This window comes from Herbaspirillum sp. GW822-FHT03A08, assembly GCF_058801885.1.
In genome coordinates, this window is the sequence record NZ_JBXANR010000005.1 from 61807 (window position 1) to 86542 (window position 24736).

General features: G+C 58.0%; 22 protein-coding genes. 13 read left to right on the plus strand and 9 right to left on the minus strand.

What is annotated here, in order from left to right; all coding sequences use genetic code 11:
* Positions 1-4: 4 nt before the first annotated feature.
* Together AC1RN6_RS16435 and AC1RN6_RS16440 are read left to right on the plus strand one after the other, a co-directional pair.
* The gene (locus AC1RN6_RS16435; RefSeq protein ID WP_493006511.1) at positions 5-700 is read left to right on the plus strand and encodes a hypothetical protein; all 696 of its coding nucleotides are present in this window, start codon (positions 5-7) and stop codon (positions 698-700) included.
* A gap of 72 nt (positions 701-772) precedes the next feature.
* Complete coding sequence (locus tag AC1RN6_RS16440; RefSeq protein ID WP_493006512.1) at positions 773-1228, plus strand: GNAT family N-acetyltransferase; 456 nt, start codon at positions 773-775, stop codon at positions 1226-1228.
* A 60-nt stretch (positions 1229-1288) separates the two neighbouring features.
* Here the strand turns inward: AC1RN6_RS16440 and AC1RN6_RS16445 are convergent, their stop codons facing one another.
* Positions 1289-2017: an SDR family NAD(P)-dependent oxidoreductase gene (locus AC1RN6_RS16445; protein WP_493006514.1), complete on the minus strand. Its 729-nt coding sequence runs from the start codon at positions 2015-2017 to the stop codon at positions 1289-1291.
* Positions 2018-2095: 78 nt separating this feature from the next.
* The gene (locus AC1RN6_RS16450) at positions 2096-2674 is read right to left on the minus strand and encodes a TetR/AcrR family transcriptional regulator (RefSeq protein ID WP_493006515.1); all 579 of its coding nucleotides are present in this window, start codon (positions 2672-2674) and stop codon (positions 2096-2098) included.
* Between the two features lie 218 nt (positions 2675-2892).
* On the opposite strand from AC1RN6_RS16450, the gene AC1RN6_RS16455 reads away from it, so the two are divergent.
* Positions 2893-3771 carry a PEGA domain-containing protein gene (locus AC1RN6_RS16455; RefSeq protein ID WP_493006516.1) on the plus strand — a complete coding sequence of 293 codons (879 nt, stop codon included), beginning with the start codon at positions 2893-2895 and terminating at the stop codon, positions 3769-3771.
* Positions 3772-3835: 64 nt separating this feature from the next.
* On the opposite strand, the gene AC1RN6_RS16460 is transcribed toward AC1RN6_RS16455, so the two are convergent.
* The 3 genes from AC1RN6_RS16460 to AC1RN6_RS16470 form a co-directional block, all read right to left on the minus strand.
* Complete coding sequence (locus AC1RN6_RS16460; RefSeq protein WP_493006517.1) at positions 3836-4225, minus strand: hypothetical protein; 390 nt, start codon at positions 4223-4225, stop codon at positions 3836-3838.
* 98 nt (positions 4226-4323) lie between these two features.
* The gene (gene msrB, locus AC1RN6_RS16465; RefSeq protein ID WP_493006518.1) at positions 4324-4953 is read right to left on the minus strand and encodes a peptide-methionine (R)-S-oxide reductase MsrB; all 630 of its coding nucleotides are present in this window, start codon (positions 4951-4953) and stop codon (positions 4324-4326) included.
* A gap of 8 nt (positions 4954-4961) precedes the next feature.
* The gene (locus AC1RN6_RS16470) at positions 4962-6743 is read right to left on the minus strand and encodes a cytochrome c biogenesis protein DipZ (protein WP_493006519.1); all 1782 of its coding nucleotides are present in this window, start codon (positions 6741-6743) and stop codon (positions 4962-4964) included.
* 352 nt (positions 6744-7095) lie between these two features.
* Here AC1RN6_RS16470 and AC1RN6_RS16475 point away from each other — a divergent pair, with 352 nt between their 5' ends.
* Entirely contained in the window at positions 7096-7590 is a 495-nt protein-coding gene (locus AC1RN6_RS16475; protein WP_493006520.1) for a GNAT family N-acetyltransferase, read from the plus strand.
* 60 nt (positions 7591-7650) lie between these two features.
* On the opposite strand, the gene AC1RN6_RS16480 is transcribed toward AC1RN6_RS16475, so the two are convergent.
* From AC1RN6_RS16480 to leuC, 3 genes are all read right to left on the minus strand, one after another.
* Positions 7651-8973: a 2-hydroxycarboxylate transporter family protein gene (locus AC1RN6_RS16480; protein ID WP_493006521.1), complete on the minus strand. Its 1323-nt coding sequence runs from the start codon at positions 8971-8973 to the stop codon at positions 7651-7653.
* A 73-nt stretch (positions 8974-9046) separates the two neighbouring features.
* Positions 9047-9760, minus strand: coding sequence for a 3-isopropylmalate dehydratase small subunit (leuD, locus tag AC1RN6_RS16485; RefSeq protein WP_493006924.1), 714 nt, complete (start codon positions 9758-9760; stop codon positions 9047-9049).
* Position 9761: 1 nt separating this feature from the next.
* Positions 9762-11177 (minus strand): 3-isopropylmalate dehydratase large subunit, encoded by a 1416-nt coding sequence (gene leuC, locus AC1RN6_RS16490; protein WP_493006522.1) that lies wholly within the window; start codon positions 11175-11177, stop codon positions 9762-9764.
* A gap of 151 nt (positions 11178-11328) precedes the next feature.
* On the opposite strand from leuC, the gene AC1RN6_RS16495 reads away from it, so the two are divergent.
* Genes AC1RN6_RS16495 through AC1RN6_RS16510 form a run of 4 tightly spaced genes read left to right on the plus strand, consistent with a single transcriptional unit; the run spans position 11329 to position 16183 of the window.
* A complete protein-coding gene (locus AC1RN6_RS16495) occupies positions 11329-12243 on the plus strand; it encodes a LysR family transcriptional regulator (protein WP_493006523.1) in 915 nt (304 codons plus the stop codon).
* Between the two features lie 54 nt (positions 12244-12297).
* Positions 12298-13929 carry an FAD-binding oxidoreductase gene (locus AC1RN6_RS16500; protein WP_493006524.1) on the plus strand — a complete coding sequence of 544 codons (1632 nt, stop codon included), beginning with the start codon at positions 12298-12300 and terminating at the stop codon, positions 13927-13929.
* 4 nt (positions 13930-13933) lie between these two features.
* The gene (locus tag AC1RN6_RS16505) at positions 13934-15316 is read left to right on the plus strand and encodes a sensor domain-containing diguanylate cyclase (protein WP_493006525.1); all 1383 of its coding nucleotides are present in this window, start codon (positions 13934-13936) and stop codon (positions 15314-15316) included.
* Between the two features lie 30 nt (positions 15317-15346).
* Positions 15347-16183, plus strand: coding sequence for a TIGR02285 family protein (locus AC1RN6_RS16510; protein ID WP_493006526.1), 837 nt, complete (start codon positions 15347-15349; stop codon positions 16181-16183).
* A gap of 127 nt (positions 16184-16310) precedes the next feature.
* Here the strand turns inward: AC1RN6_RS16510 and AC1RN6_RS16515 are convergent, their stop codons facing one another.
* Positions 16311-17216, minus strand: a complete 906-nt coding sequence (locus AC1RN6_RS16515; RefSeq protein WP_493006527.1) for a LysR family transcriptional regulator — start codon at positions 17214-17216, stop codon at positions 16311-16313.
* Between the two features lie 164 nt (positions 17217-17380).
* On the opposite strand from AC1RN6_RS16515, the gene AC1RN6_RS16520 reads away from it, so the two are divergent.
* The 5 genes from AC1RN6_RS16520 (at position 17381) to AC1RN6_RS16540 (ending at position 24714) form a co-directional block, all read left to right on the plus strand.
* Positions 17381-18082, plus strand: coding sequence for a gamma-glutamylcyclotransferase (locus AC1RN6_RS16520; protein ID WP_493006528.1), 702 nt, complete (start codon positions 17381-17383; stop codon positions 18080-18082).
* Between the two features lie 29 nt (positions 18083-18111).
* Positions 18112-19287 carry an efflux RND transporter periplasmic adaptor subunit gene (locus AC1RN6_RS16525; protein WP_493006529.1) on the plus strand — a complete coding sequence of 392 codons (1176 nt, stop codon included), beginning with the start codon at positions 18112-18114 and terminating at the stop codon, positions 19285-19287.
* Positions 19288-19313: 26 nt separating this feature from the next.
* Complete coding sequence (locus AC1RN6_RS16530) at positions 19314-22571, plus strand: efflux RND transporter permease subunit (protein ID WP_493006530.1); 3258 nt, start codon at positions 19314-19316, stop codon at positions 22569-22571.
* A gap of 41 nt (positions 22572-22612) precedes the next feature.
* Entirely contained in the window at positions 22613-24169 is a 1557-nt protein-coding gene (locus AC1RN6_RS16535) for an efflux transporter outer membrane subunit (RefSeq protein ID WP_493006925.1), read from the plus strand.
* A gap of 158 nt (positions 24170-24327) precedes the next feature.
* On the plus strand, positions 24328-24714 hold the full coding sequence (locus tag AC1RN6_RS16540; protein ID WP_493006531.1) for a LysR family transcriptional regulator: 387 nt from the start codon (positions 24328-24330) through the stop codon (positions 24712-24714).
* Positions 24715-24736: the final 22 nt, after the last annotated feature.

Below are 24736 nucleotides of genomic sequence, written 5' to 3' on the forward strand. Positions count from 1 at the left end.
GAACATGTTGAAGGTCGCCAACGGAACAACCACGCTTGATCTGCAACCGCTGATGCCGGTGAGCAAAGTCGCCGGCACGCCGTTTCGGGAAGTCTTCGCCAGCGCCAAAACCGATGCAGCCGCCAACGCAGTGGACGTCTCCGCACTATCCTCGCAATCGGCCGCCGTCGCCGCGCTGAATACGGCCTTGTCGCAAGCCGGCATCACCATTCCGCCGGCCATTCGCATCACCTCCGGCCCCAATGGTCTGGAACTCAGTGGTGACAACCGCAACGCCAAATTTCAGGCGATGCTGCAAGTCAATCCGGATCTGCAGAACCAGCTGGGAGGAATGATTTCCCAGGCCGACACGAGCCGCAAGGCGGCGCTCAACGCCGTCGCCAATGACTTCGCGGGGAAGAACCCCGGCGCCGGCGCCACCGCCTTCCTCGAAGACTTCATGGACGACGAGAAGAACGACACTTACAGCATCAGCTTCAATGGCGCCAACGTTTCCGTCGATGAGATGGGCAAGAAGGGCTGGGAGCCGGTCAAGGACAAGGCCGATTTCACCAAGGATTTGCTGGCGGCGTACACGGGCTATCTGCTGACGCATCAGGCCACGGTTGAAAAGAGCAAAGACGACAAAGAGTCGGATGCCGATCTGGACTTCCGCGCCAAGCTCGCCAAGGCGGCACAGGACAGCGCCGGCGCGGTCTGAGCTGTTCGCCGAATCATCACGCCCGGTTTCTCAACGGGAGTGATGGATACTGGATGATGATGGAAATGCAAGATGCAGATAAGGCCTTCAGGCGTTGACGATATCGAGCTCATTTGCCGCCACCGCGAAGCAATGTTTCGCGAGGCCGGGCGCGACGACAAGACGCTGGCGGAGATGACGCGGTCCTTTCGCGTGTGGCTGGCGCCGCGCTTGCTGGACGGCAGTTACTATGGTTTCTTTGCGGTCGACAACAACCAGGTGGTGGCCGGCATCGGCCTGATGTCCATCGACTGGCCGCCGCATCCTTCCCATCCCGGGCAAGACAAGCGCGGCTACGTTTTCAATGTCTACGTTGAACCCACTCACCGCAAAAGGGGACTCGGCAAAATGCTGATGCGCCTGGCCGAGGAAGCATTCGCTGCGCGCGGGCTGCAATTCGCCATTCTGCATTCGACGCAAATGGGGCGCGAACTCTACGCAGGAATGGGCTGGTCGCCGACATCGGAGATGGCGAAGGTACTGAAGTGAAGAATGCAGGCCAGGGTGACAAACGGATCTTGCCACCCTTGCTTCACATGGGCATCGTCTTCACGCCGAGAAACCGCCGTCTGCGGTGATGGATGCGCCCGTGACGAAGCTTGCTTCGTCCGAACACAACCACGCAACAAGATTGGCAATCTCGCTATCCTTACCCAGGCGTCCGATGGGCATCATCGGACGAAGAGCAGCCTTGACGTCGGTTGCGATGATCTCGGTTTCCGTAGGGCCGGGCTGCACATTGTTGGCCGTGATACCTAGCGGTCCGAGGTCGCGCGCCAGGCCGCGCGTGAACGAGGCGATCGCACCTTTGGTGAGTGCATACACGGCTATATCAGGGTGTCCGACGATGTCGGCGACCATGCTGCCAATATTCACAATACGTCCTCCGGACCCCATATGCGCAAGCGCAGCTTGCGTGCCGACGAAGGCCGCTCGCACATTGACGTTGAGCATACGATCAAAGTCTTCTTGCGCGTAGTCGGTCACGTTCCCCTGAATCAGGATGCCGGCGTTATTTACCAGGATATCCAGTCCACCCAGCATTGTTGCCGCCTCGGTGATGGCTGCGCGTAATTGTGCTGCGTCGCCGCTGTCGGCTCGCAGAGCAATGGCGTTTTCACCGAGTTCCGACACCAATGCCTCTGCACGCTCAGGGGACGACATATAAGTGAATACCACCTTGGCGCCAGTTGCGACCAGACGGCGTACGATGCCGGCGCCGATGCCGCGTGAGCCGCCGGTGACAAAAGCGCGACGGCCGGAGAGATGCTGTTTCATGATGATTCCTTTAATTGACTGATTAGTCCAAAATTAAGTAAAAAAATGAGGTGTCGGAACACCTCTGTTGCCTGCTTCTTAACGAAAACTGCGAATGGCCATGTTGGCGATCCCTGAAAGAACCTCCGCCGAAGCGCCGCCTCGGGCTGCGACCTTGATGCCGGTGATTGTCGCCAGTATGAATTGCCCCGCATGCGCGGCATCGAGGTCGGGTGCGAATTCACCCGATTTCACCGCATCTTGCACACGACGTTCGATCGCGCCGGTCAGGAGCCGTCCCATGGTCTCTGTGAGAGTAACTATTTCAGGAGAGCTGCGGCCGAATTCGCAAATGGCTGAAATTCCGAGACACGAGGGTTTCAGCTCCTCCAGGGCCCGCGCCGCGGCATAGGACAGTAATGCTTCAATTCCCGCTTTACCGCCAGCAGCGCTTTCGAGTGCGACCAGCTGCCCGCCGATACTGTCCGACGCATAGCGTTCCAACGCCTCGAGATAGAGCTGCCATTTGTCGCCAAAGGTGTCATAAAGACTTTGACGGCGAATGTCCATCGCGACGAGCAATGCTTCTGTCGACGTTCCTTCGAAACCGTGTTGGGAGAAAGTGGCGATCGCGCGCGCCAACGCTACGTCACGATCGAATTCTTTGGATCTGGCCATCTGACAATCGTAATTGTTTTGGATTGATCTGTCAATAATTGAAGCGAGCACTGTTCTGCATCCACGTTTATTGATTACGTCTTGGTAGCTCAGTAAGGTACGCGAGCAGTTTTAACGAATGAATGGAAAATTGTCACTCTTGCAATGGCGAATAAATTGAACTATGTAACAATCAACAGCGTTCAGGCGTATCTCCGATTACTTATTCCTTTTCTCTCATGACGACACTCCGACTTCTGGGTCTGCTGGCATTTCTTACCTCGGCCAACGCGTTTGCAGCCGACTCGTACATACGGCTCATCTGCGAAGAAGAGGAGAAAGGTTCCGATGTCATCCTGGATGGCGAGTACAAGGGAAAATGCCCGGTCGACATCAGCACCAAGCCGGGCAGCCATCAGTTGGAGGTGGCCATCAAGAAAGAGGGTAAGTACAAGATCGTCTATCACGCGGACGTACCGGTGGGCGCTGGTGTGGCGCAACGGATCGAAGTACCCCGGCCTCCCGGTTATGGGCAGCCGCCGGAATGGGAGAGTTTCTGGGCGCGGAGAACGCCATTTCCGGTGCTCATGCGCAGTGCCGCGGCGGGCAGTCCGGTTGCCAAGGCAGAGCTGGAGAGGAATTATCTTGCCGACGCTAAGGGATGCCGTTTTCTCCTGATCATGCCTGAGGATATGAAGGCCGCCGTCAAATCCTGGAGCGGCGCTTGCAAGGGGGGCGCAGGATCGGGCCCCGGAGAACTCGTGTGGTCGGCGGACGGCAAGGAAGAGTATGGCCGCCTGACAGGCAACTTCGTCCTGGGCAAAATAGAGGGAAAAGGCCGGCAGGCTTTTCACAACGGCGAAGTCTATGAGGGCATGTTCGCCGGCGGACAGCAGCGTGGGCAAGGCTCCCAGTTGTACGCCAATGGCGACCGCTACGAAGGAGAATTCCAGGATTGGAAGACGACCGTGAAAGGCGTCCTGATCAAAAAGAACGGCGATCGCTACGAGGGCGAATTCAGAAACGGCCAGATGAATGGGAAGGGCGTGCTGACTGCGGCCGACGGTACGCGCAGCGCCGGAAAATTTCAACAGAACAAATTCATCGGCCCGGAATAAAGCCTGATCGTCTCAAGGCCGGTTCCCGGACTTTTTGCTGGCTGAGTTAACGGGCCAGGAACATTCAATGCAATTCACGACCCCTGTCGACCTGGGTTCCTTTGTTCTCCAGAGAACCCGCCATGGAGATGATGTCGTCGTCCGTGACGACGAAGCAGACTTCGAATCCTTCCAGCGTCGCCAGACGAAGAATGAGTTTACCGGCTTCTTCTGCGCGCTCGAGCGACCACGCGCTGGTGGGGAAGACGAGCCGTGCGGAGCGGTCTCCCGATTGCGCCTGCAAGGCCTGGGACTGAATGGTGGGCAGGGTCATCACCAGCGAGGTCAGCAATTCGTACGGCAGGTGCAGGGAGGTTTCCTCGCCTGACTTGTCGAGCATGCCAAGACGCGCCTTCGAGCCGTCGAAGGCGATGTCAAAACTGGTTAAATCGCTGATTTCGATGTCGTTTGACATACTTCATGCCCGCCTGATATTCGTTATGTTCGTAAGGATATAGCGTATGCCGTAACGGCGTCAATTCAATACGCTCCAATACTCCCGTGCGGTCAGCTTCATGCGCGGGCGGCAAAGCGCATCGCCGCCGCGTTCATGCAATAGCGCAAGCCGGTCGGTTTCGGACCATCGTTAAACACGTGTCCCAGATGCGCGTCGCACAAACGGCAGGAGACCGCGGTGCGCTGTACGCCAAAACTGCGATCGGTTTCTTCCACGACGTTGCTTGCGGAAATCGGTTGCCAGAAGCTCGGCCAGCCGGTGCCGGATTCGAACTTGGTTTTGGAGTCGAACAGCGCCGTGTCGCAGCCGATGCAGCGATACAGACCGTCCTTGTGGTTATCCCAGTCCTTGCCGGTGAAAGGACGCTCAGTCCCTGCTTTGCGGGTCACCAGATAGGACGTCTCCGAAAGCTGTTTGCGCCAGTCGGCATCCGCTTTGACAAGCTTGGGCAGACGAACTGTCTTGTCCAGCTTTCCTGCCGGGGAAAACATGTCGATGGTGACTTCATTGTTGGGTCCGGCAGCGGCCAAAGGCGCCGCTGCTGCGCGCCCATGCAGGCTGCCGAGCGCGAGTGCGCCCAGGCCGAGTCTCATCAGCATGCGGCGCCGGGCGCTCGGTACGCGTGTGCCGGATTTTGCATTGTCGGCGTTGTTTGTGTTGTTTGCGCTGTGGCGAGGGATCTTCATGTCGTCTCCTATCCGAAAGTGAATGCGAACGCCTGAGCGCCGCCATCGAGAAACTCAATTGAAAACGTGTGCTCGCCGATCCCGCCGGTTTGGCGGATCAATTGATAGAGCCGTTGTTCGCGGACGATGCCATCGCCTTTGTCATTGATATCGGTGCCGTGCGCTTGCATCGGCGCCTGGCCGTCGAGCATGACGCGGAACTTCACCGGCTTGCTATCGGCGCCGGGTCCGATGACCAGATGCAGATCACGGGCATAGAAGCGGAAAGAGATCTTGCCTGTCGTGCCGGCCAATACCGCTTTTTCCTTGTCGACTTTCCACTTCCCATCCAGTCCCCACTGATTGAGCGTCAGCGCCTTGGGTAAGCGGTATTCGGCTGTCTGGTCCGCTTGCTGATCGGGTGTCGCAGCAAAATTGTCTGCGCGCTCGTAACCCAGATAGGTTTCCGGCGATTGCATATGGTCGTTGTCCGCAGCAGCTTGCAAGCCGCTGGCGTTGATTGCGGCACCCGGAGCCGGGAGATTCTTTGCGCCTGCCTCGATCAGCAACTGACGGATCAGTGCTTCGGACTCTTCATAGTTGCCTTCGCCAAAATGATGACCGCGGATCTGGCCTTGTGCATCGATGAAATAGTGTGCCGGCCAATACTGATTCTTGAAGGACTGCCAGATGCTGAAGTTGTTGTCGAGCGCCACCGGATAGCCGATCTTCATTTCCTTGACGGCGCGCTGCACGTTCTTCAGATCTTTTTCAAAGGCAAACTCGGGGGCGTGTATACCTAGCACGACCAGGCCGTAGTCCTTGTATTTTTCACTCCAGGCTTTGACGTAGGGAAGGGCGCGCAGGCAATTGATGCAGGAGTACGTCCAGAAATCGACCACCACGACTTTGCCGCGCAAGGATTCCGGCGTCAGCGGTGCGGAGTTGATCCATGCTGTTGCGCCGGCCAGTGACGGCAATGTTCCTTCCACGTCCGGAGCGCTGTATGCGCCTGAGCTGCTCATCATGGCATTGCTGCCCGACATGCTTGCGCTCATGGCGACAGGTGCGCCGTCGGCAGGGGCCGGCTTGATGCGCTCGATCAGGGATTGCTCCAGGCGATTGGTGCTATTGAGCGACAGGCGCGTCAACACATCCGTATCCCAGCCTGCGGCAATGGCAACCACCGCAAACAAAATGGCGACGCCTAATGCGCGACGGACCCATTCACCTGCACCGAGAGATTTTTTCATCAGCGAAAACACGCGGCCGCCGATCAGCAAGGCGGCGCCGAGCGATGTCGCGGCGCCCGCAGCATAGGCAAACAACAACAGCGATGTCTGGGTGTTCGGGCCGGAGATCGCTGCGCCGGTCAATACCAGCCCCAGGATAGGTCCGGCGCACGGCGCCCATAGCAAACCAGTGGCGATGCCAAGCAGGAACGAGCGCACTGCGCCGGAACTGCCGCCCTGGTCATCAGATGCGCCTTGCACCAGGCGATTTCCCAGAGAGACAAATGGCTTGGCAACGATGTCCGCCAGGCGCTTGGACAGCAGCGTCAACGCAAAGGCGGCAAGCATGACCAACGCCAGCACACGCCCATATTGATTGATGTGTACAGCCCAGGCGCCGCCGACTGCGGCGAGTGACGCAATGCCGGCAAAGGTGGCGGCCATGCCGATCAGCATCGGCAAACCGGATTTCAGGAATGGTTGTTCCGCACGTGCGAATACGAACGGCAGAACCGGCAGGATGCAAGGGCTGAGAATGGTCAGCACGCCGCCCAGAAAAACCAGCAAGAACAAAATCATTTTTTCTCCGTCATCGATGCAAACAACATCGCGGTAGTTGCTGCTGCTGCTGCTGCTGCTGCTGCGCAGCCTTGATTTTTAGGGATTACAGCGAGTTAGTCGTCGGTCTGACCCAGGCATTACAAAAATAGTTGTTGCCGTTGTTTTGATTGCGTGCGGCATGCGCCCGGTCAATATGTCCGGTCTGGCAATGACATTGAGGGATGCTGAAAGCGAGAGTACGCCGGGATGCGGCACTCCGGCATTACAAATGGATGACAATTTTGTCATTTAAAATGGCTGTGCCGCCAACCGGGCATAACCGTCTGAAAACAGATGGTCAACGCCATTCCTCTACCGATCAACAATCAAGATGAATTTCAAGATGAACAATATGCCACCAGCAGAAAACCATGAAGTCCAGATACGCCCGGTAAGGAAAGAAGACTTCCACGCCTGGCAGCGTCTATGGCAAGGCTATAACGCCTTCTACGGGCGCCACGGCGAGACGGCGTTGGCCGAGGAGATCACCGCAATGACATGGTCGCGCTTTTTTGACGCCTACGAACCGGTGCATGCGCTGGTTGCCGAATGTGATGGCCAGTTGATCGGGCTGGCGCATTTTCTGTTTCATCGCAGTACGACGCAGATCGGCCCCAACTGCTATTTGCAGGATCTTTTTACTGCGGAGTCATCCAGAGGAAAGGGCGTGGCGCGCAGGTTGATTGAAGAGGTCTATGCGAGGGCAAAGGCAGCGGGCAGCGGCAGGGTCTACTGGCAAACGCATGAGACCAATGCCACTGCAATGAAGCTGTATGACAAGGTCGCCGAGAAGTCGGGCTTTGTCGTCTATCGGAAGTTGCTCTGAAGGTCGGCGAAGCGGATGACCGGTCCGAACGTATGGACTGGCCATCCGCCTGATGTGAGACTAGTTAAAAAATTTCAGCAGCAGCGTGGCGCACACGATCATGACCGCGCCGCCGATACGGGTGGAGATCTGCGCGAACGGCATCAGCCCCATGCGGTTGGACGCCGACAGAATCGCGACGTCGCCGGTTCCACCCAGGCCGCTGTGGCATGCCGTGACGATGCCCGACTCCACCGGATACATGTTGAGCCATTTGCCGGCGAAGAAGCCGCACGCCACCAGCGAGATGACGGTGCCGGCGCAGACCGCAAAATAGCCTGGCGTGAACGCATGCACCAGATCTTTCCATGATACGAACAGCGCACCCAGGCCGACCAGGATGGCAAACGTCAGGTTGCTGGAGACGAACTTGTACATCTGGTAGGCGCCCAATTCGATTTTCTCCGGGACCAGCTTGCATACCTTCAGCAACGCCGCGCTGATGATCATCAGGATAGGACCGGGAATGCCGGTATATTCCGACAGCACCGCGCCGAGAATGAAGAAGGCGCAGCTGACCAGCAGACCGGCGCCCATCAGGCCCAGATCGATGGGTACGTTGGTGTGGTCGGTTTTGAGCAGGTCGACATCTTCCCCCGATTTGACGAGGTAGCCGTTGCCGTTCAGATGCGGCTTCTTGTCGCCGATCCAGCGCAGCACGCCGCTCGACAGGATCGCGACGACATTGCCCAGCAGCGCCGCAGGAACCAGCATGGCGATCAGCTCGGCCTGCGGTCTGCCGAGGATTTCCGAATAGCCGATGGAGAGCGGCAATATCCCTTCGCCTATACCGCCGCCGAAGATGGGAATGATGATGAAGAAGAAGGTGTGCCTGGGCGTGTAGCCAAACAACCAGCCGACGGAAATCCCCACCACGATGGCCCCGATCGAACCGATCAGCAGAGGCAGGAACATGCGCATGAAGCCTTGTACCAGCACCTTGTGGCTCATGCCCAGTATGCTGCCGGCAACCAGGCAGGCGATGTACAGATACTGCAGATTCGCTGTCTTCATGGTGGTGGTGATGGCCTTGAGCATTTCCGGATCCATCAGCTTGAAACCAATCAGCGCCGACGGCACAAACAGGCACAGAATTGCTGCGCCGCCGATGTGCCTGAAGACGGGCAGCCGGCTGCCGATTTCGCCGAGCAGAAATCCGGCCAGCATGAGCACGGCAAAGCCGCCGATCATGTCGTTGGGTAGTTTTTTGTTGAGCGCGGCAATGATGGTGATTGCCGCGATGGCGACATAGACTGGTAGCGGCAGCGGGCCGATTTTATAGCTGCTGATGGATTGCCATGCGCCTTGCCGGGTGTCAGGCGATTCGATTGAGGTTGCTTTCATGTTTGTCTCCGTATTGAGGGCGGCAGCTCTTTTTTTGTATGAGGTTGGATGCCGCTTGATTCAAGAAATGCTGCTAGCTGTTGCCCAAAGGTTCGGCTGGCGAAGTTGCGTTGAGCGTCGCGTTAGTCGTCGCGTCGATGCGTGCTCTGGTGACGTGAGCAATGTTGTGCAACCAGGGCCGTTGTTGCCAGTGTTGCTGCTGGAATGCGCTGATCTCATCTTGCAGCGACAAGGTCGCGCCGATGATGTCGAGGCCTTCCAGAAACATGTGGTGATGCCGGGCCGACAGGGTGAATGAGGCTTTCACGCTGTGACTCTTGACCGTCATGTTGTTGACGTCGATCAGCACCTTGCTGGTCAGCGGATCGGAGACGTCGTCCATGATGCGTTGCACGTCGGCTTCCGGAAGCATCACCAGCAGCAGGCGATTGTTCATCGCGTTGCTGTAGAAGATCTCGCCGAAGCTGGGCGCAATGACCGCACGGATGCCGAATTGCTGCAGTCCCCATACTGCGTGTTCGCGACTGGAACCGCAGCCGAAATTGCTGCCGGCGACAATGATCGAAGCCCCCTGATACGCAGGCTGGTTGAGCACGAAACCGGGGCGCGGCTGATGATCGCCGTCATAGCGCAGGTCATACAGCAAACCTTGGTCCAGGCCTTTTTTGTCGATGCCGCGCAAGAACTGCTTGGGCATGATCTGGTCGGTATCCAGATTCGGCGTGGGGAGGGAGGCGGCGATACCGTCAACGCGCGTGGTGTCAGCAATACTGGTCATGCTGGTCATATCAGACATGGGCTTCTCCTAATTTGCGAACGTCGGTGATGCAGCCGGTAATGGCTGCTGCGGCCGCCATCGCCGGGCTCATCAGATGTGTAATGCCGCCGCGTCCCTGGCGTCCTTCAAAGTTCCTGTTGGTGGTGGAAGCACAGCGTTCGCCCGGCAGCAGGAAGTCGTCATTCATGGCCAGGCACATGGAGCAGCCCGGCTGCCTCCATTCAAAACCACTGTCGATCAGTATCTGGGCGATGCCTTCACGCTCGGCCTGTCTGCGCACGGCGCCGGATCCCGGCACCACCATGGCGCGCACCGAGGACGCCACCTTGCGTCCTTTGACGATCCCGGCGACGACACGCAGGTCTTCGATGCGGGCATTGGTGCATGAGCCGATGAACACGCGCTGCACGGCAATGCCTTCCATCTCGGTGCCGCCTTGCAGGCCGGTGTAGCGCAGCGCCTGTTCCGACGCTGCACGCACCGTGGGGTCTTGCGCCGATGCCGGCGAGGGGATTTTTCCTGTTACCGGCACGGCCTGGTCGGGGCTGGTGCCCCAGGTGACGTACGGTGCGACTTCACTCGCATCGAAGACGTGCTCGATGTCGAACACGGCCTCGCTGTCGCTATGCAGGGTCGCCCAGTCGGCAAGCGCGGCGTCCCGGTACTGTGCTGCAATCTCGGGGGCATGTTCCAGGACGTATTGTGCGGCGGCGTCGTCGGGGGCGATCAAGGCGCCGCGTGCACCGGCTTCGACGGTCATGTTGCACAGGGTCATGCGCGCTTCCATCGACAGCGCGGCGATGGCGCTCCCTTGAAACTCCACCACATAGCCTCGCGCGCCTTGCGCGCCGATGCAGCTGATGATGTACATGATCAGATCCTTGGCGCTGGAACCCGGCGGCAGTACGCCATCGACGCGAATGCGCATGTCCTTGGCCAGCCGGTACACCAGCGTCTGTGTCGCCAGCACGTGTTCAACTTCCGACGTGCCGATACCAAAGCCGAGCGCGCCAAACGCGCCGTAGGTCGTGGTATGGCTATCGCCGCACAGCACCACCATGCCGGGGCGGATCATGCCCAGCTCCGGTGTGATGACGTGTTCGATACCTTGCAAGGCATCGTTGGTGTCGAACAGCACGATGCCGTGCGCGGTGCAGTTTTTGGCGAGATTGGCGGCTTGCAGCGCCGACGAGGGATCCTGAATGATGCGAAAACTCACCGGATGCGTCGGAATGATATGGTCCACCACGGACAAATGTTGTCCGGGCACGGCCACCGGCCGTCCAGCTTCGTGCAGCCCGGCGAATGCCTGCGGGCTGGTGTATTCATTCATGATGTGCAGGTCTGCGTAGAGCAGCACGTTCTGCTCATCGAGCCGCGCCACGGAATGCGACTCCACCAGTTTTTGATACAGCGTCCTAGCCATGTTGCTTCCTCCTTGTGCGCACCTGCGCTTGCAGGCTTGCGGGTTTTGAATGGCGCCAAACTTTTGCGCACTTCATGAGGAGGAAGTGTAATAATTCTGTGGCTATTTATAATTCATATTCACTACATCTATTATTTAGTTGAGTTTAATAATGGACCGCATATCTGATCTGGAATTTTTCATTCAGCTGGTGAAGCAGGGATCCCTGGCTTCGCTCGCCAGGGAGCTGGGCGTCACGCCGCCGGCTGTGACGTCTCGGCTGGCGCAGATAGAAAAGCGCCTCGGCGTCAGACTGCTCAATCGCACCACACGGCGCATCAGTGTGACGCACGAAGGCGAGGTCTATCTGGCGACCGGCGCCAAGCTGCTGGCAGAACTGCAGGAGCTGGAACAGACCGTGTCCAGCAGCCGCGGCATCCCCAAAGGCGTGCTACGGGTCAATGCCACTTTCGGCTTTGGCCGTCGCCACATTACGCCGGCGATCGCTGCATTCGTGCGGCGTTATCCGGAAGTGGAAGTGCAGCTCGAACTTACCGACAGATCCATCAATCTGGCCGACAAGGCATTCGATATCGGCATCTGGTTCGGCACCGTGCCGGATTCCAGAATGGTCGCCAGAAAGATCGTTTCGAACAAAAGACTGCTTTGCGCCTCACCAGCCTATCTGAAAAGAGCCGGTACGCCATTGGTCCCCAGAGATCTGCAAACGCACCAATGCATCGTCTTGCGCGAAAGCGACGCCGCCTACGGCACCTGGCATCTCGCGCGCGGCAGCAAGCAGGAGACTATCAAAGTCCGCGGCAGTCTGAGCACCAACGATGGCGAAGCCGGCGTAGTGTGGGCGCTGGAAGGCCACGGCATTCTGATGCGCTCCGAGTGGGATGTTCATCCATATGTCAAAGCGGGGAAGCTGGTGCAGGTGTTGGGCGAATGGTCGCTGCCGGGGGCGGACATTTTTGCCGTTTATCCGGAGCGAGCGCATCTTTCTGCAAAGGTCAGTGCGTTTATCGATTTTTTGACAGCGTGGTTTGCCAAGGAAGCGGCGTGGATAAATAAGGGCAGATAGAGCGGAAGTCATGGATCGTCAATATTCCAAAGAGGAAATTCCATCGACGAGGGCTTGATCCTCTCCAGGTTGGCGGGCCGGAAAAAACTAAATGATACGAGTCGGATAAAATCGTTTCCCGAAGCGGATTCATTCCGCGCGTACAGAAAGAATAAATTTCACGGGGGAGGGGCAATAATGCGTGATTCCAATTCGATGCCACGGCGCAAGTTTTTGCAAACCGGGGCAGCGTTGTCTGCGTTGTTATATGCGGGGAGTTTTCCTGCGGCACTGAATGCAGCGCCGGTACTGCATTCGCCGAAAAATCTACGGGCTTTGCGCAACAGTCTGCATGGCCGCCTGATCTTGCCCGGTGAAATGGGTTATGCCATGGCGGCCACACCCAACAATGCGCGCTATGCGGATGCACTGCCGCTTGCGGTGGCGATGTGTGCAGACGCGCACGATGTCCAGCTGTGCCTGCGCTGGGCAGCAGACCATCGCGAAAAATTCGCCATTCGCTCCGGTGGCCACAACTATGCTGGTTTCTCAACCACCAGGGGCTTGCTGATCGACGTCAAGGCGATGAGCAAGGTGTGGTTCGATATCGACAAAAACCGCGGCTACATCCAGGCCGGCGCCAATAACCAGAATATGGCCGACGCCTTCAGCGGCTCAAGCTTTGCCATTCCTTCCGGCCGTTGCCCCACAGTGGGCGCCAGCGGCCTGGTGCTCGGCGGCGGTTGGGGATTCGCCGCGACCCATGCGGGCCTGACCTGCGACAGTCTGGTTCAGACGGACATCGTACTGGCCAACGGCCGGCAGGTCAGCGCCGACGCCGATGGCGACTTCAGGGATCTGTTCTGGGCGCTGCGCGGCGGCGGTGGCGGCAACTTCGGCGTCAACACCGGATTCAGTTTTGAGCTGCACGAGGTGAAGGATGACGTAACGATTTTCAACATCCTGTGGCCGGGCGAAAAGCAAATCGAACTGCTGAGTACATTGCAGGAAATACAAAACAACCACGCACAGCAAATTTCAACCCGCACCAAGGCCTATCCCAATGCTCCCGGCCCTCGGCCGCGACGCGATCAGCTTCAGGTAACGACACTCGGCCAGTTCTTCGGCCCGCGCGACAAGGCCATGGAAGCGCTCGCTCCGGCACTCAAGCTGGTTAAACCGCTCAAGAGCGATATTCGCCAGATGAGTTATTGGCAAGCGCGCGACTATCTTATTACCGATGATCCGAATGGCATGTATGACCTGCGCTCAAGCTATGTGGCCGACGCCTTGCCGGCGGAAGCGCTGGAAACGATGCTGCAATGGATGATGAAATGGCCGGGAGGCTCGCTGCTTCCGGAAAATATGGGCATTCTGTTTGCTATCGGCGGTAAGGTCCGGGAGGTAGCACCCGATGCCACCGCGTACGTGCATCGGAACGCCAACTACATCTTTGAAATGGAAAGCGCCTGGGCGCCGATCGACCGGCCGGATGTGGTGCGCCGGCAGCAAGCCTGGCTCACGGAATATTTTGCGGCCATGCAGCCATTCATGCTGCCGCAGTCCTACGTCAACTTTCCTAGCAGGGACCTGCCGCATTGGGCAAAAGCTTACTATGGCGACAACCTGGCACGATTGATGCGTATGAAAAGCAAATACGATCCCGGAAACCTCTTTTCATTTGCGCAAAGCATACCGTCCGCTTAAGAACATGAAATTCGTCTCAAAGCATTCTTTGGCAGTACATTTGCTACGCATCATTTTTGGCAGTTACTTTGTGGTGACGCTCATTGTCACTTGCGTCCAGTTGGCTGCTGACTACCAGCACACGAAAACTGGCATCGACAGTGAATTGATGGCCATGGATCTGACATTCGGAACCAGTCTGGCCAGCGCGACCTGGCGCTTTCAGGGAGACGTGCAGAAGGCCACTCTCACCGGCATCAGCAATCTGCCTGTGGTGACCGGCGTCAAGATTGAAGATCCCCAGGGACGTCTGGTGCTCGCCTTGGGTAATATCTACGACGGCGATGGAAAGCAGATACATGTCGACGCTGATGGCGTACGCAGTCAAGTGGCAACAGGTTTCCTCAATGCCGCAACCGGTCATCGCTTTCCCATTCTCTACCGTGACGAACATAACCTCAGCCACGACATCGGCTCCTGGACGGTGTACTCAAGCCGTCACGTCGTGGTCAGGAAAGTGGCTTATGGATTCACGCTCATTCTGATCAATTCCATCATCAAGACGCTGGTGTTGTGGTTTATCTTTCTCTACGTATTCCAGCGTTGGCTAGGCGCGCCTATTACCAAACTCAGCACCTTCGTGCGGGAGCAGGATCTGAATCAGCTCGATACGCCGCAAAGCATTGCATTGCCCGGGAAAAAACAACATGAACTGCATTTTCTCGCCGATGCCATCAACGCGATGCTGGCGAGTCTGAGAAAACACATGGGACAAAACCGGGCGCTCTATGAAGAGCTGCAACAGGAGAAGGAATCCCTGCGCGCTCTGAACACGTCGCTGGAATTACGCATTGCTGAACGTACCCGCGATCTGGCGCAAGCCAACGAGCAACTCAAGCTGCTCAGCCTCACTGACGCGCTCACCGGCATCCCCAACCGCCGTTGTTTTGATCAGACCCTCGATCAGGAGTGGCGACGCTGCGCCCGCAATGGCAAACCGCTGATGGTCGCTCTATTCGATGTGGATTGGTTCAAACATTACAATGACCACTATGGTCACATTGCCGGTGACGAGGTATTGCGGCAGGTTGCCGGCATCTTGCAACAAACCGTGGGCAGGGCAGGCGACACCGTGGCGCGCTACGGCGGGGAAGAGTTTGCGTTGATCGCACCGGACACCGATAGCGAATCGGGACTCAGTGTCGTGCACAGAATGTGCGATGCCATTTTTTCGCTGGACATGCCTCACACGTTATCAAATTTCGGGCGTATTACGGTGAGCGTCGGTGTGGCCAGTTGTGTGCCGTCTCAGCATCAGGGTGATATCAATACGCTGCTGCAAGCAGCCGACGCAGCCCTGTATCGTGCAAAAATTGCGGGACGCAACCAGGTTCTGGTTGCGGAATAGTCATCCCTCCATCATTGAAGAAAGTAGGCGATGTTGTATTGCGTTTTGCGTTGCGTTCTGTCCTCCCTGGCAATCGCCGCTTTATGTCCGGCCGCAATGGCTGCCGACGAGATCATTTGGGGCAAATACAATGTGCCGCCCTACATGATTCGGGCGGGAGAGTGGGCGCATCAAGGTATTTTTGACCAGACCCTCGATGTCCTCAAAGACAAGATGCCTCAGTATCAGCATGTGGAGTTGGAGGCGCCGTTTCCCCGTATCAACAGCGAGATCAAAAAAGGCAGCCACTGGTGCTTTAACGGGACATTGAAAACACCGGAACGTGAAGCCTATGGCTATTTTTCGTTACCCAGTTCTATCTTTCTCCCGGTCCGGATCATTGTGCGCCGGGACCGCCTGAATGAATTCAAGGGGCGACAATCGCTGCAGGCTCTGTTGCAGAATCATCAGTTCATCACCTCGGTGATGCGCGACCGGTCGTACAGCCCTACGGTGGACAAATTGCTGGCCGCTTACCCGCCGAAAGAAAATTATTCGGAACAGGTCGAAGCCATCGGCATGTTGTTGGCAGGGCGGATCGATTTCATGGTCGAGTTACCGCTATTGGCATTCGATCAGGCCCGCGTGATGGGCCACCCGGGAGAACTGATCGCCATTCCCCTGCAGGAGGGGGACGAAGTCGTCTTCAACCGGGTCATGTGCTCAAAGAATGAATGGGGGCGCAAAGTGGTGGAGCAGGTCAACAAGGTACTGATCGCGAATCGCGGCCAACCCTATTACCGCCGTATTGTCGAAAAATGGCACGATGCTGAATCGGTGGCTGAGATACGTAAAATTTACGATACCGTCTTTCTCAAGACGCCATAGACGCATTACAAAGAAATGGCTGGGAAAGTGCGAAGTGAAGTCGGGGCCTTTTCTTTCTATCGGTTCGTGACGGCCGCGATCGGCCAGAAGCGAAGATGTTGAGAACTCCGAATTTTTCCCAGAAATTCTAGACGGCCCGAAGCTGCTCGGCCAAATGATTTAACACGGTCCGCGTCTTGGACGGCATGCGTTGTCCCAGAGGTATCAGCGCATGCACCGGAGGACCGTCGACATCGGCTGAAGGCAGGACATGTACCAGCCGGCCGGCTTCCACATGGGGTTTGGCTACCCGGTCGAGTATCTGGGATATTCCCAGCCCATGAATAGTCGCGTCAACCAATCCCTGCCCATCAGCCAGCACCATCACCGGCGATGGTGAAATCTCGCGGACGATCTCGCCGTCCTGTACTGTCCACGGTCGCAAGCGGCCTGACGGGCCGCGAAAGATCACGGCGTCGTGGACACTCAGTTCAGAGACGGCCTGAATGGGGGCGTGTTGCGCCAGATACTCCGGCGCGGCGTAAAGTCCCAACCGCAAATCACAGAGCTTGCGAACGGTCATGTCGCTGTCAGCCGGCAGCATGCCGATGCGCACAACAATATCCCATCCTTCACCAACGGCATCCGACATCCTGTCACTGAGTGCAACTTCCAGTGTCACTTTCGGATAACGCTTCCTCAAGTCCACAAAGCTAGGTAACAGCAGGCGCCCGAAACCAGCGGGCAGATCGATGCGCACACGGCCAAGAGGCTCATCCCGGCGCGCAGCCAAGGCTTGTTCCGCATCACGAAGCCCATCCAGGGCAGCTTGTGCAGCCTGAAGGTAGGTTTCGCCATCTTCCGTCAATCGCACCGCACGCGTAGTGCGCTGGAACAGCTTCGTTCCGAGGCGCGCCTCTAGCCGCTGCACAGCCTTTCCCACATTGGATTTGCTGGTGCCGAGGTTCTCCGCAGCCTTGGTGAAACTGCCTGTTTGCGCCACAGCCGCAAACGCCGTGATCTCTGGAATTGATGCGTCGGAGCGTTCGCTCATTGTATCCCCGCTGGAAACAAAGAAAGTCAGATTGGCTAGTTTATCAAGTTTTAAGCGAAAGTCATACTGCGTTCCAAGGTCCTGCAGTCTGCGCAATTCCGCGCAAGTTGAGCAGGAAGGGGCACCAGGCGCTGGCGCCCGGCAAGCAAAGAGAAGGCATCAGCATGTTGACCAGAGAATTGATCAGTTCAGGCCAGTACCTCGAGCAGCTCAGTACGCTGCCTGCGGAATGGTTATGGACACCCGAAAAAATACAACGCTCATACGAAGAAACGATACGCGCTCGTCCTGGCACGGGCGACGTCTGGCTGTTCGGCTATGGATCGTTGATCTGGAATCCATTGCTTGATTTTGATGCGCAGCAAGGAGCCATTCTGGATGGCTGGAGCCGGAGCTTTTGCTTGCGAATGTTGGCCGGCCGCGCAAGTGCCGATGCACCGGGAAGAATGCTGGCGCTTGAGCCAGGGGGCCGCGCCCAAGGCGTTGCTTTCCGTATTGCCGCCGACAAGCTGGAGCAGGAACTCCCGATGGTCTGGGTTCGGGAGATGGTGGCCGGTTCTTATACGCCCACCTGGCAAATCGTCTCACTCGAAGACGGACAGCAGGTGCAGGCGCTGGTTTTCGTCGCCGACCGGACGGCCGCTCAATACGACGCCGACGCGTCCATTGCGACGGTAGCGCCATTGATCGCGCATGCGTCCGGCGTGCATGGCAGCAACGCCGACTACGTTTTCAAGCTTTCTTTTGCGTTGGCAGACCGTGGCTTCACCGATGACTACATCGAAGCCCTGGCCTTTGAACTTCAACGCATTTGTTCTGACCGCGACCGCCACCAGCTCCGCTGCACCGGCCGAAATCTTCCGTAACCGCCATTTCTCAATCCAAGGAGTCTCTTATGCTTACCAATCGCAAACGGCTATCCCTGATTCTCGGTGCTCTCTTCATTGCGGGCGCCGGCGTAGCCACTACTCAATATCACCACGGCATTGCCGATGCGCAAGCGGCTAATGCGCCTGCAGCAACTGAAGTCGATGTCGCTATCGTCGTCAGCCAACAGGTCACCGAATGGCAAAACTATTCGGGTCGCCTGGAGGCCATCGACAAGGTCGAGATCCGGCCGCTGGCATCCGGCAAGATTGTCGCAGTGCATTTCAAAGATGGGGAGAAGGTGAAGAAGGGCGACTTGCTCTTCACCATCGACCCGCAACCTTATGCCGCCGAGCTGGATCGTGCACAGGCTCAGGTCGCCGCAGCCGAAGCACGTGTTGGCTACGCTTCGTCAGACCTGACGCGCAACCAACGTCTGCTGGCGGACAACGCCGTCTCGCGCCGCGACTTCGAAGAAAAGCGCAACGCCTCGCTGGAAGCCAACGCCGCACTGCGCGCCGCCAAGGCCGCAGTGGAAGCTGCGCGCATCAATCTCGCCTATACCAAAATCACCGCACCGGTATCGGGTCGCGTATCGCGTGCAGAAATGACCGTCGGCAACATCGTCTCGGCCGGTGCGAACGCACCGTTGCTGACAACGGTGGTGTCGCAGTCGCCAATCTATGCATCATTCGACGTCGATGAACAAACCTATCTGCGTTACCTGCGGCAGGGTGGGTCGTCGAAGACGCCCGTTGCGCTCGGACTGGCTAACGAAGAAGGCTACTCGCGCGAAGGCCGCATCAATTCCGTCGACAATCAGCTTGACACCCATTCCGGCACTATCCGCGTGCGCGCGAGCTTTGACAACGGCGACGGCGCATTGCTGCCCGGGCTGTACGCACGCATCAAAGTCGGTGCCGGAAAACCGCAACAGTCCGTGCTGATCAACGACACAGCGATCGGCACCGACCAGGCCAAGCGCTTCGTGCTGGTGGTGGACAAGGCCAATCACGTCGAATACCGCGAAATCAATCCCGGCAACCTGCACGAAGGCATGCGCATCGTTACCTCCGGCCTGCAACCGGGAGAACGCGTGATCGTCAACGGCATGCAGCGTGTCCGTCCGAATGACAGCGTACAACCGCGCACCGTCGGCATGAACGACGGCAAGCCGGTGGCGACAGCCAAACCGGCTGCCTGAAGCAAGTCCAGAACCCGGAGTCCATCATGAACATTTCAAAATTCTTTATCGACCGGCCGATCTTCGCCGGCGTGCTGTCGGTGATTGTCGTCCTCGCCGGCCTGATCGCGCTGAAGATGCTTCCTACCGGCGAATATCCCGAAGTCGTCCCACCCTCGGTTATCGTGCGCGCGCAATACCCCGGCGCCAATCCCAAAGTGATCGCCGAGACCGTTGCCGCGCCCATCGAGGAACAGATCAATGGTGTGGAAAACATGTTGTACATGCAGTCGCAAGCCAACAGCGACGGCAAGATGACGACCACCGTCACCTTCAAGCTCGGCACCGATCCCGACAAGGCGCAACAGTTTGTGCAAAACCGCGTGGCGCAGGCATTGCCGCGCCTGCCGGAAGATGTGCAGAAGCTGGGTGTGACCACGGTCAAGTCCTCACCGACGCTGACGATGGGTGTGAGCTTGTTCTCGCCCAATGATCGCTACGACCTGACTTACCTGCGCAACTACGCGCTGATCAACGTCAAGGATCGCCTGGCCCGTATTCCCGGCATCGGTGAAGTCGTGCTGTGGGGCTCGGGCGACTACGCCATGCGCGTCTGGCTCGATCCCGGCAAGGTGGCGGCGCAGAACATGACTGCAGGTGAAGTGGTCAAGGCAATTCGTGAACAGAACGTGCAGGCCGCCGCCGGTGTGATCGGCGCATCGCCCATGCCGGCCGACGTACCGATGCAATTCAACGTCAATGCGCAGGGCCGTCTGAAAACTGAAGAAGATTTCCGCAACATCATCCTGAAGACCTCGGCTGATGGCGCGGTGACGCATCTGTCGGACGTGGCGCGTGTTGAACTGGGGGCATCTGAATATGCGCTGCGGGCCATGCTGGATGACAAGCCCGCGATTCAGCTGATCATCTTCCAGCAGCCTGGCGCCAACTCGCTGCAGATTTCAGACGACGTGCGCGCTGCGATGGAAGAGCTTAAGGCTGACATGCCGCAAGGTGTGGACTACGGCGTCAAGTACGATCCGACGCAATTTGTGCGCGAAAGTATCGATGCCGTCATCCATACGCTGATCGAAGCCATCATATTGGTGGTGATCGTGGTGGTGGTATTCCTGCAATCCTGGCGGGCATCCCTGATCCCGCTGCTGGCGGTGCCTGTGTCTATTGTTGGCACCTTCTCGCTGCTTCTGGGATTCGGCTTCACGATCAATGCCTTGTCGTTGTTCGGAATGGTGCTGGCCATCGGCATTGTGGTCGATGATGCCATCGTGGTGGTGGAGAACGTTGAGCGCAATATCGCTGCAGGTCTCTCTGCGCGGGAAGCGACTTACAAAGCCATGCAGGAAGTGTCGGGGCCGATCATTGCGATCGCGCTGACGCTGGTTGCCGTGTTTGTCCCGCTGGCATTCATGTCAGGTCTGACCGGCCAGTTCTACAAGCAATTCGCCATGACGATCGCGATCTCGACCGTGATCTCGGCGTTCAATTCGCTGACCTTGTCTCCTGCATTGTCGGCGATCCTGCTCAAGAGCCATCACGATCCCAAAGACAAGTTGACTTTGCTGATCGATCGCATCTTCGGACGCTTCTTTGCCGGCTTCAATAAGGTTTTTCATCGCGGTTCAGAATCGTATGGCCGTGGGGTAGGGGGCGTCATCAACCGCAAGATGGCAATGCTCGCCGTCTATGCTGTACTACTGGGCCTGACCGTGTTGCTGGGTAAAGTCGTGCCGGGTGGTTTTGTTCCTGGCCAGGATAAAGACTATCTGGTCAGTATCGTGCAGTTGCCGAACGGCGCATCGCTGGAGCGTACCGAAGCCATCGTCAGGCAGATGAACGAGATCGCCCTGAAGGTCCCCGGCGTGCGCAATGTGCCGTCTTTCCCAGGCCTGTCGGTCAACGGCCTGACCAATTCGTCTTCCAGCGCGCTGGTGTTCTCCGTGCTCAAACCATCCAAGGAGCGCTCGAAGGAAGAGTCTGCGGACGCCATTGCCGCCACGCTGAACGCCAGGTTCTCTCAGATCAAAGGTGCCGTGATTGCGACGTTCCCGCCGCCGCCCGTATCCGGGCTGGGCACAGTCGGCGGTTTCAAGTTGCAGATTCAGGATCGTGGCGCTCTCGGATATGAAGCACTGAACGACGCTACTCAGGCCTTCATGAAGGCGGCCGCCAAAGAACCTGCGCTGGGCCCGATGTTTACCAGCTATCAGATCAACGTGCCGCAACTGGATGTCGACCTGGATCGCGTCAAAGCCAAGCAGCTCGGTGTGTCGGTGACGGACGTTTTCGACACCATGCAGATCTACCTGGGTTCGCTGTACGTCAACGATTTCAATCGCTTCGGCCGTGTTTATCAGGTTCGTGCTCAGGCTGATGCGCCGTACCGTGCTTCGGCAGATGACATCGGTGTACTCAAGACCCGCAATAACCGGGGTGAGATGGTGCCGCTGTCGTCAGTCGTGAAAGTCAAGGAAAGCTATGGTCCGGAAATGGTCGTGCGTTACAACGGCTTTACTGCCGCCGACATCAACGGCGGTCCTGCTCCAGGCTATTCGAGCGGCCAGGCGCAAGCCGCAGTGGAACGTATTGCTGCCGAAACCCTGCCTCGCGGCATCAAGTTCGAATGGACGGACTTGACCTATCAACAGATCCTGACCGGCAATGCCGCCCTCTGGGTATTCCCTATCAGCGTACTGCTGGTGTTCCTGGTGCTGGCTGCGATGTATGAAAGTCTGACTTTGCCGCTGGCGATTCTGCTGATCGTCCCGATGAGCATTCTGTCCGCACTAGCCGGCGTATGGCTGACACGTGGCGACAACAACATCTTCACGCAGATCGGTCTGATGGTGCTGGTGGGGCTGTCGGCGAAGAACGCGATTCTGATCGTGGAATTCGCCCGTGAACTGGAAATGCAGGGCATGAACACCATCAAGGCCGCCATCGAAGCCAGCCGCCTGCGTCTGCGTCCGATCCTGATGACCTCGATCGCTTTCATCATGGGTGTGATTCCTCTGGTGATCTCGACCGGCGCCGGCTCCGAAATGCGCCGTGCAATGGGTATTGCCGTCTTCTTCGGGATGTTGGGCGTGACCTTGTTCGGTCTGCTGCTGACACCGGTGTTTTACGTCCTGCTGCGCAAATTGGGCGGCAACAAGAAACTGCACTCCGCATCGCATCACGATGCGCCGATGACCGCGGGCCAGCACGTCGATCCGGAACTGCACGTGGTGTCACCGGACGGTAAGCAAGCCGACAGTGTCGTACCCGCAAAACTGACAGGAGCATGATCATGAACGTCAATCAATTCAATCGCGATGCATCCGGCGTCATGAGCAAATGGATGCGGCCAGTCCAAGGTCTGAGAGTAGGTTCGGCCCTGCTGGCAGCCATGCTGGTGCTGGCAGGCTGTTCGGTAGCCCCGACTTACGAACGCCCTGCAGTGAACACCTCGGTCGCCTACAAGGAAGCTGCAGCTGAATCTGCCAATACTAAAGCAGCTTCCGACTGGAAGACCGCACAACCTGCGGAAGACTTGGCCCGCGGCGAATGGTGGAAGATCTTCAACGATGAAGGCCTCAACGCTCTGGAAGTCCAGGCGCTCGAAGCCAATCAGAACCTGAAGGCCGCCGCCGCCCGCCTAACGCAGTCGCGTGCACTGCGCCAGGACGCACGCTCCGGTCTGTTCCCGCAAATCGACGCCGGCTTCGGCGCGACCCGCCAACGTCAGTCGCCGGCCTCGCAAGGTCTGGCGCCGGATGCCAACACCACGCCGAACACCCTCTGGCGTGCACAGTTGGGCGTGTCATATGAAGCCGACTTGTTCGGTCGCGTCGCCTCGACTGTCGACGCAGCAACCGCCGATGCGCAACGCAGCGAAGCGCTGTTCCATTCGGTGCGTCTGGCGCTGCAAGCCGACGTCGCTCAGCAATATTTCCTGCTGCGCGAACTGGATGCCGAGCAAGAGCTGTACAGCGGCACCGTCGATCTGCGCACGCAATCGCTGAAGCTGGTCCAGCGCCGCTTCGATGAAGGCGACATCAGCGAAGTCGACGTCGCCCGCGCCAAGTCCGAACTGGCTTCCGCGCAATCGGAATCCTTCGGCATCGCCCGTCAGCGCGCCAATGCAGAACACGCACTGGCAATCCTGCTGGGCAAGACGCCGGCCGAGTTCAACTTCACGCCGCAACCGCTGCAACGCCTGTCGATCACGATTCCCGCCGGTCTGCCGTCCGACCTGCTGGAACGCCGTCCCGACATCGCTGCTGCGGAACGTGCGATGGCTGCAGCCAATGCCCGCGTCGGCGTGGCCCGTTCGGCATGGTTCCCGCGTCTGGATCTGACCGGTGGTCTGGGTTACGAATCGGCCAAGCTGGGCGACTTGTTCAACTGGTCGAGCCGCACCTTCCTGCTGGGTCCGTTGGTCGGTACTGCGCTGACGCTGCCGATCTTTGACGGCGGCCGCCGTGAAGCCGGCGTCAATCGTGCCCACGCTGCGTATGAAGAAGATGTCGCCAACTATCGCCAGACCGTCCTGACGGCCTTCCGTGAAGTAGAAGACAACCTCGCCAGCCTGCGCATTCTGGGCGACCAGACCCGCGCACAGGATGACGCGGTGTCGGCATCGAACCGCGCCGCCAAGCTGTCGCACGTGCAGTACCGCGAAGGTTCGGTCAGCTACTTCAACGTGATCGACGCCGACCGCACCGTGCTGCAACAGCAGCGCGCAGCCGTGCAGCTCGACGGCGAGCGTGCCCGTTCGACCGTCAACCTGATCCGCGCACTCGGCGGCGGCTGGCATGTGCCAGTGTCTCCGACCGATACGCAAGCGAAGAACGCGACCACAAGTAACTACCTCGCAAGCAACCACGGTAGCAGCAACAGGTAAAAGCCTGTTTACCGCGATGGTCGCGGTGAACCGTATTCAACTGTTCATCCCCTTGTCGGCCGGTTCGGTTGCCCATGCCGGGCCGGTCGACTTTTTTATTCTGCTGATTGTCGTTGATTGTCGCTAGTTGTTGCTGTATGGCGCTTTGAAAGGAAAACATGAATCGCTTGCAAGCAATGCAAATATTCGTCGCCATCGCTGACGAGAAGAGTTTCAGTCGTGCCGCCGCTATTTTTGGATTGGCGCGTTCATCAGTAACAGCCATCGTTCAACGTCTGGAAGACCATTTGGGAGTTGCGCTGATCCAGCGCACTACACGCAGACTGACGTTGACCGAGCAGGGATTGATGTATTACCGGATATGCAAGCAGGTGTTGCATGTTCTGGATCGCGTCGAGCGCAATCTTCGTTCGGCGGAGGAACCGCGACAAGAAGCGCCGCAGGGTGGAATAGGCAATGTGCAGTTTTCCAACGCAGTTTCGCCGGAAGAAGCTGCTTTCATTCTCTCGCCGGCCGCCAATGCCTCGCTTTTTTGGGGAAGTTAAACATCTCCATTCAGGCGACAAA

Excerpts from the sequence above, each read along its gene's own strand:
- AC1RN6_RS16510 (WP_493006526.1), top strand. The coding sequence starts at position 15,347 with ATGTTGTATTGCGTTTTGCGTTGCGTTCTGTCCTCCCTGGCAATCGCC.
- AC1RN6_RS16525 (WP_493006529.1), top strand. The coding sequence starts at position 18,112 with ATGCTTACCAATCGCAAACGGCTATCCCTGATTCTCGGTGCTCTCTTC.
- AC1RN6_RS16475 (WP_493006520.1), top strand. The coding sequence starts at position 7,096 with ATGAATTTCAAGATGAACAATATGCCACCAGCAGAAAACCATGAAGTC.
- msrB (WP_493006518.1), bottom strand. The coding sequence starts at position 4,953 with ATGAAGATCCCTCGCCACAGCGCAAACAACACAAACAACGCCGACAAT.
- AC1RN6_RS16460 (WP_493006517.1), bottom strand. The coding sequence starts at position 4,225 with ATGTCAAACGACATCGAAATCAGCGATTTAACCAGTTTTGACATCGCC.
- AC1RN6_RS16470 (WP_493006519.1), bottom strand. The coding sequence starts at position 6,743 with ATGATTTTGTTCTTGCTGGTTTTTCTGGGCGGCGTGCTGACCATTCTC.
- AC1RN6_RS16530 (WP_493006530.1), top strand. The coding sequence starts at position 19,314 with ATGAACATTTCAAAATTCTTTATCGACCGGCCGATCTTCGCCGGCGTG.
- AC1RN6_RS16435 (WP_493006511.1), top strand. The coding sequence starts at position 5 with ATGTTGAAGGTCGCCAACGGAACAACCACGCTTGATCTGCAACCGCTG.
- leuC (WP_493006522.1), bottom strand. The coding sequence starts at position 11,177 with ATGGCTAGGACGCTGTATCAAAAACTGGTGGAGTCGCATTCCGTGGCG.
- AC1RN6_RS16540 (WP_493006531.1), top strand. The coding sequence starts at position 24,328 with ATGAATCGCTTGCAAGCAATGCAAATATTCGTCGCCATCGCTGACGAG.
- AC1RN6_RS16535 (WP_493006925.1), top strand. The coding sequence starts at position 22,613 with ATGAGCAAATGGATGCGGCCAGTCCAAGGTCTGAGAGTAGGTTCGGCC.
- leuD (WP_493006924.1), bottom strand. The coding sequence starts at position 9,760 with ATGACCAGCATGACCAGTATTGCTGACACCACGCGCGTTGACGGTATC.
- AC1RN6_RS16505 (WP_493006525.1), top strand. The coding sequence starts at position 13,934 with ATGAAATTCGTCTCAAAGCATTCTTTGGCAGTACATTTGCTACGCATC.
- AC1RN6_RS16450 (WP_493006515.1), bottom strand. The coding sequence starts at position 2,674 with ATGGCCAGATCCAAAGAATTCGATCGTGACGTAGCGTTGGCGCGCGCG.
- AC1RN6_RS16495 (WP_493006523.1), top strand. The coding sequence starts at position 11,329 with ATGGACCGCATATCTGATCTGGAATTTTTCATTCAGCTGGTGAAGCAG.
- AC1RN6_RS16520 (WP_493006528.1), top strand. The coding sequence starts at position 17,381 with ATGTTGACCAGAGAATTGATCAGTTCAGGCCAGTACCTCGAGCAGCTC.
- AC1RN6_RS16445 (WP_493006514.1), bottom strand. The coding sequence starts at position 2,017 with ATGAAACAGCATCTCTCCGGCCGTCGCGCTTTTGTCACCGGCGGCTCA.
- AC1RN6_RS16480 (WP_493006521.1), bottom strand. The coding sequence starts at position 8,973 with ATGAAAGCAACCTCAATCGAATCGCCTGACACCCGGCAAGGCGCATGG.
- AC1RN6_RS16440 (WP_493006512.1), top strand. The coding sequence starts at position 773 with ATGCAGATAAGGCCTTCAGGCGTTGACGATATCGAGCTCATTTGCCGC.
- AC1RN6_RS16515 (WP_493006527.1), bottom strand. The coding sequence starts at position 17,216 with ATGAGCGAACGCTCCGACGCATCAATTCCAGAGATCACGGCGTTTGCG.
- AC1RN6_RS16455 (WP_493006516.1), top strand. The coding sequence starts at position 2,893 with ATGACGACACTCCGACTTCTGGGTCTGCTGGCATTTCTTACCTCGGCC.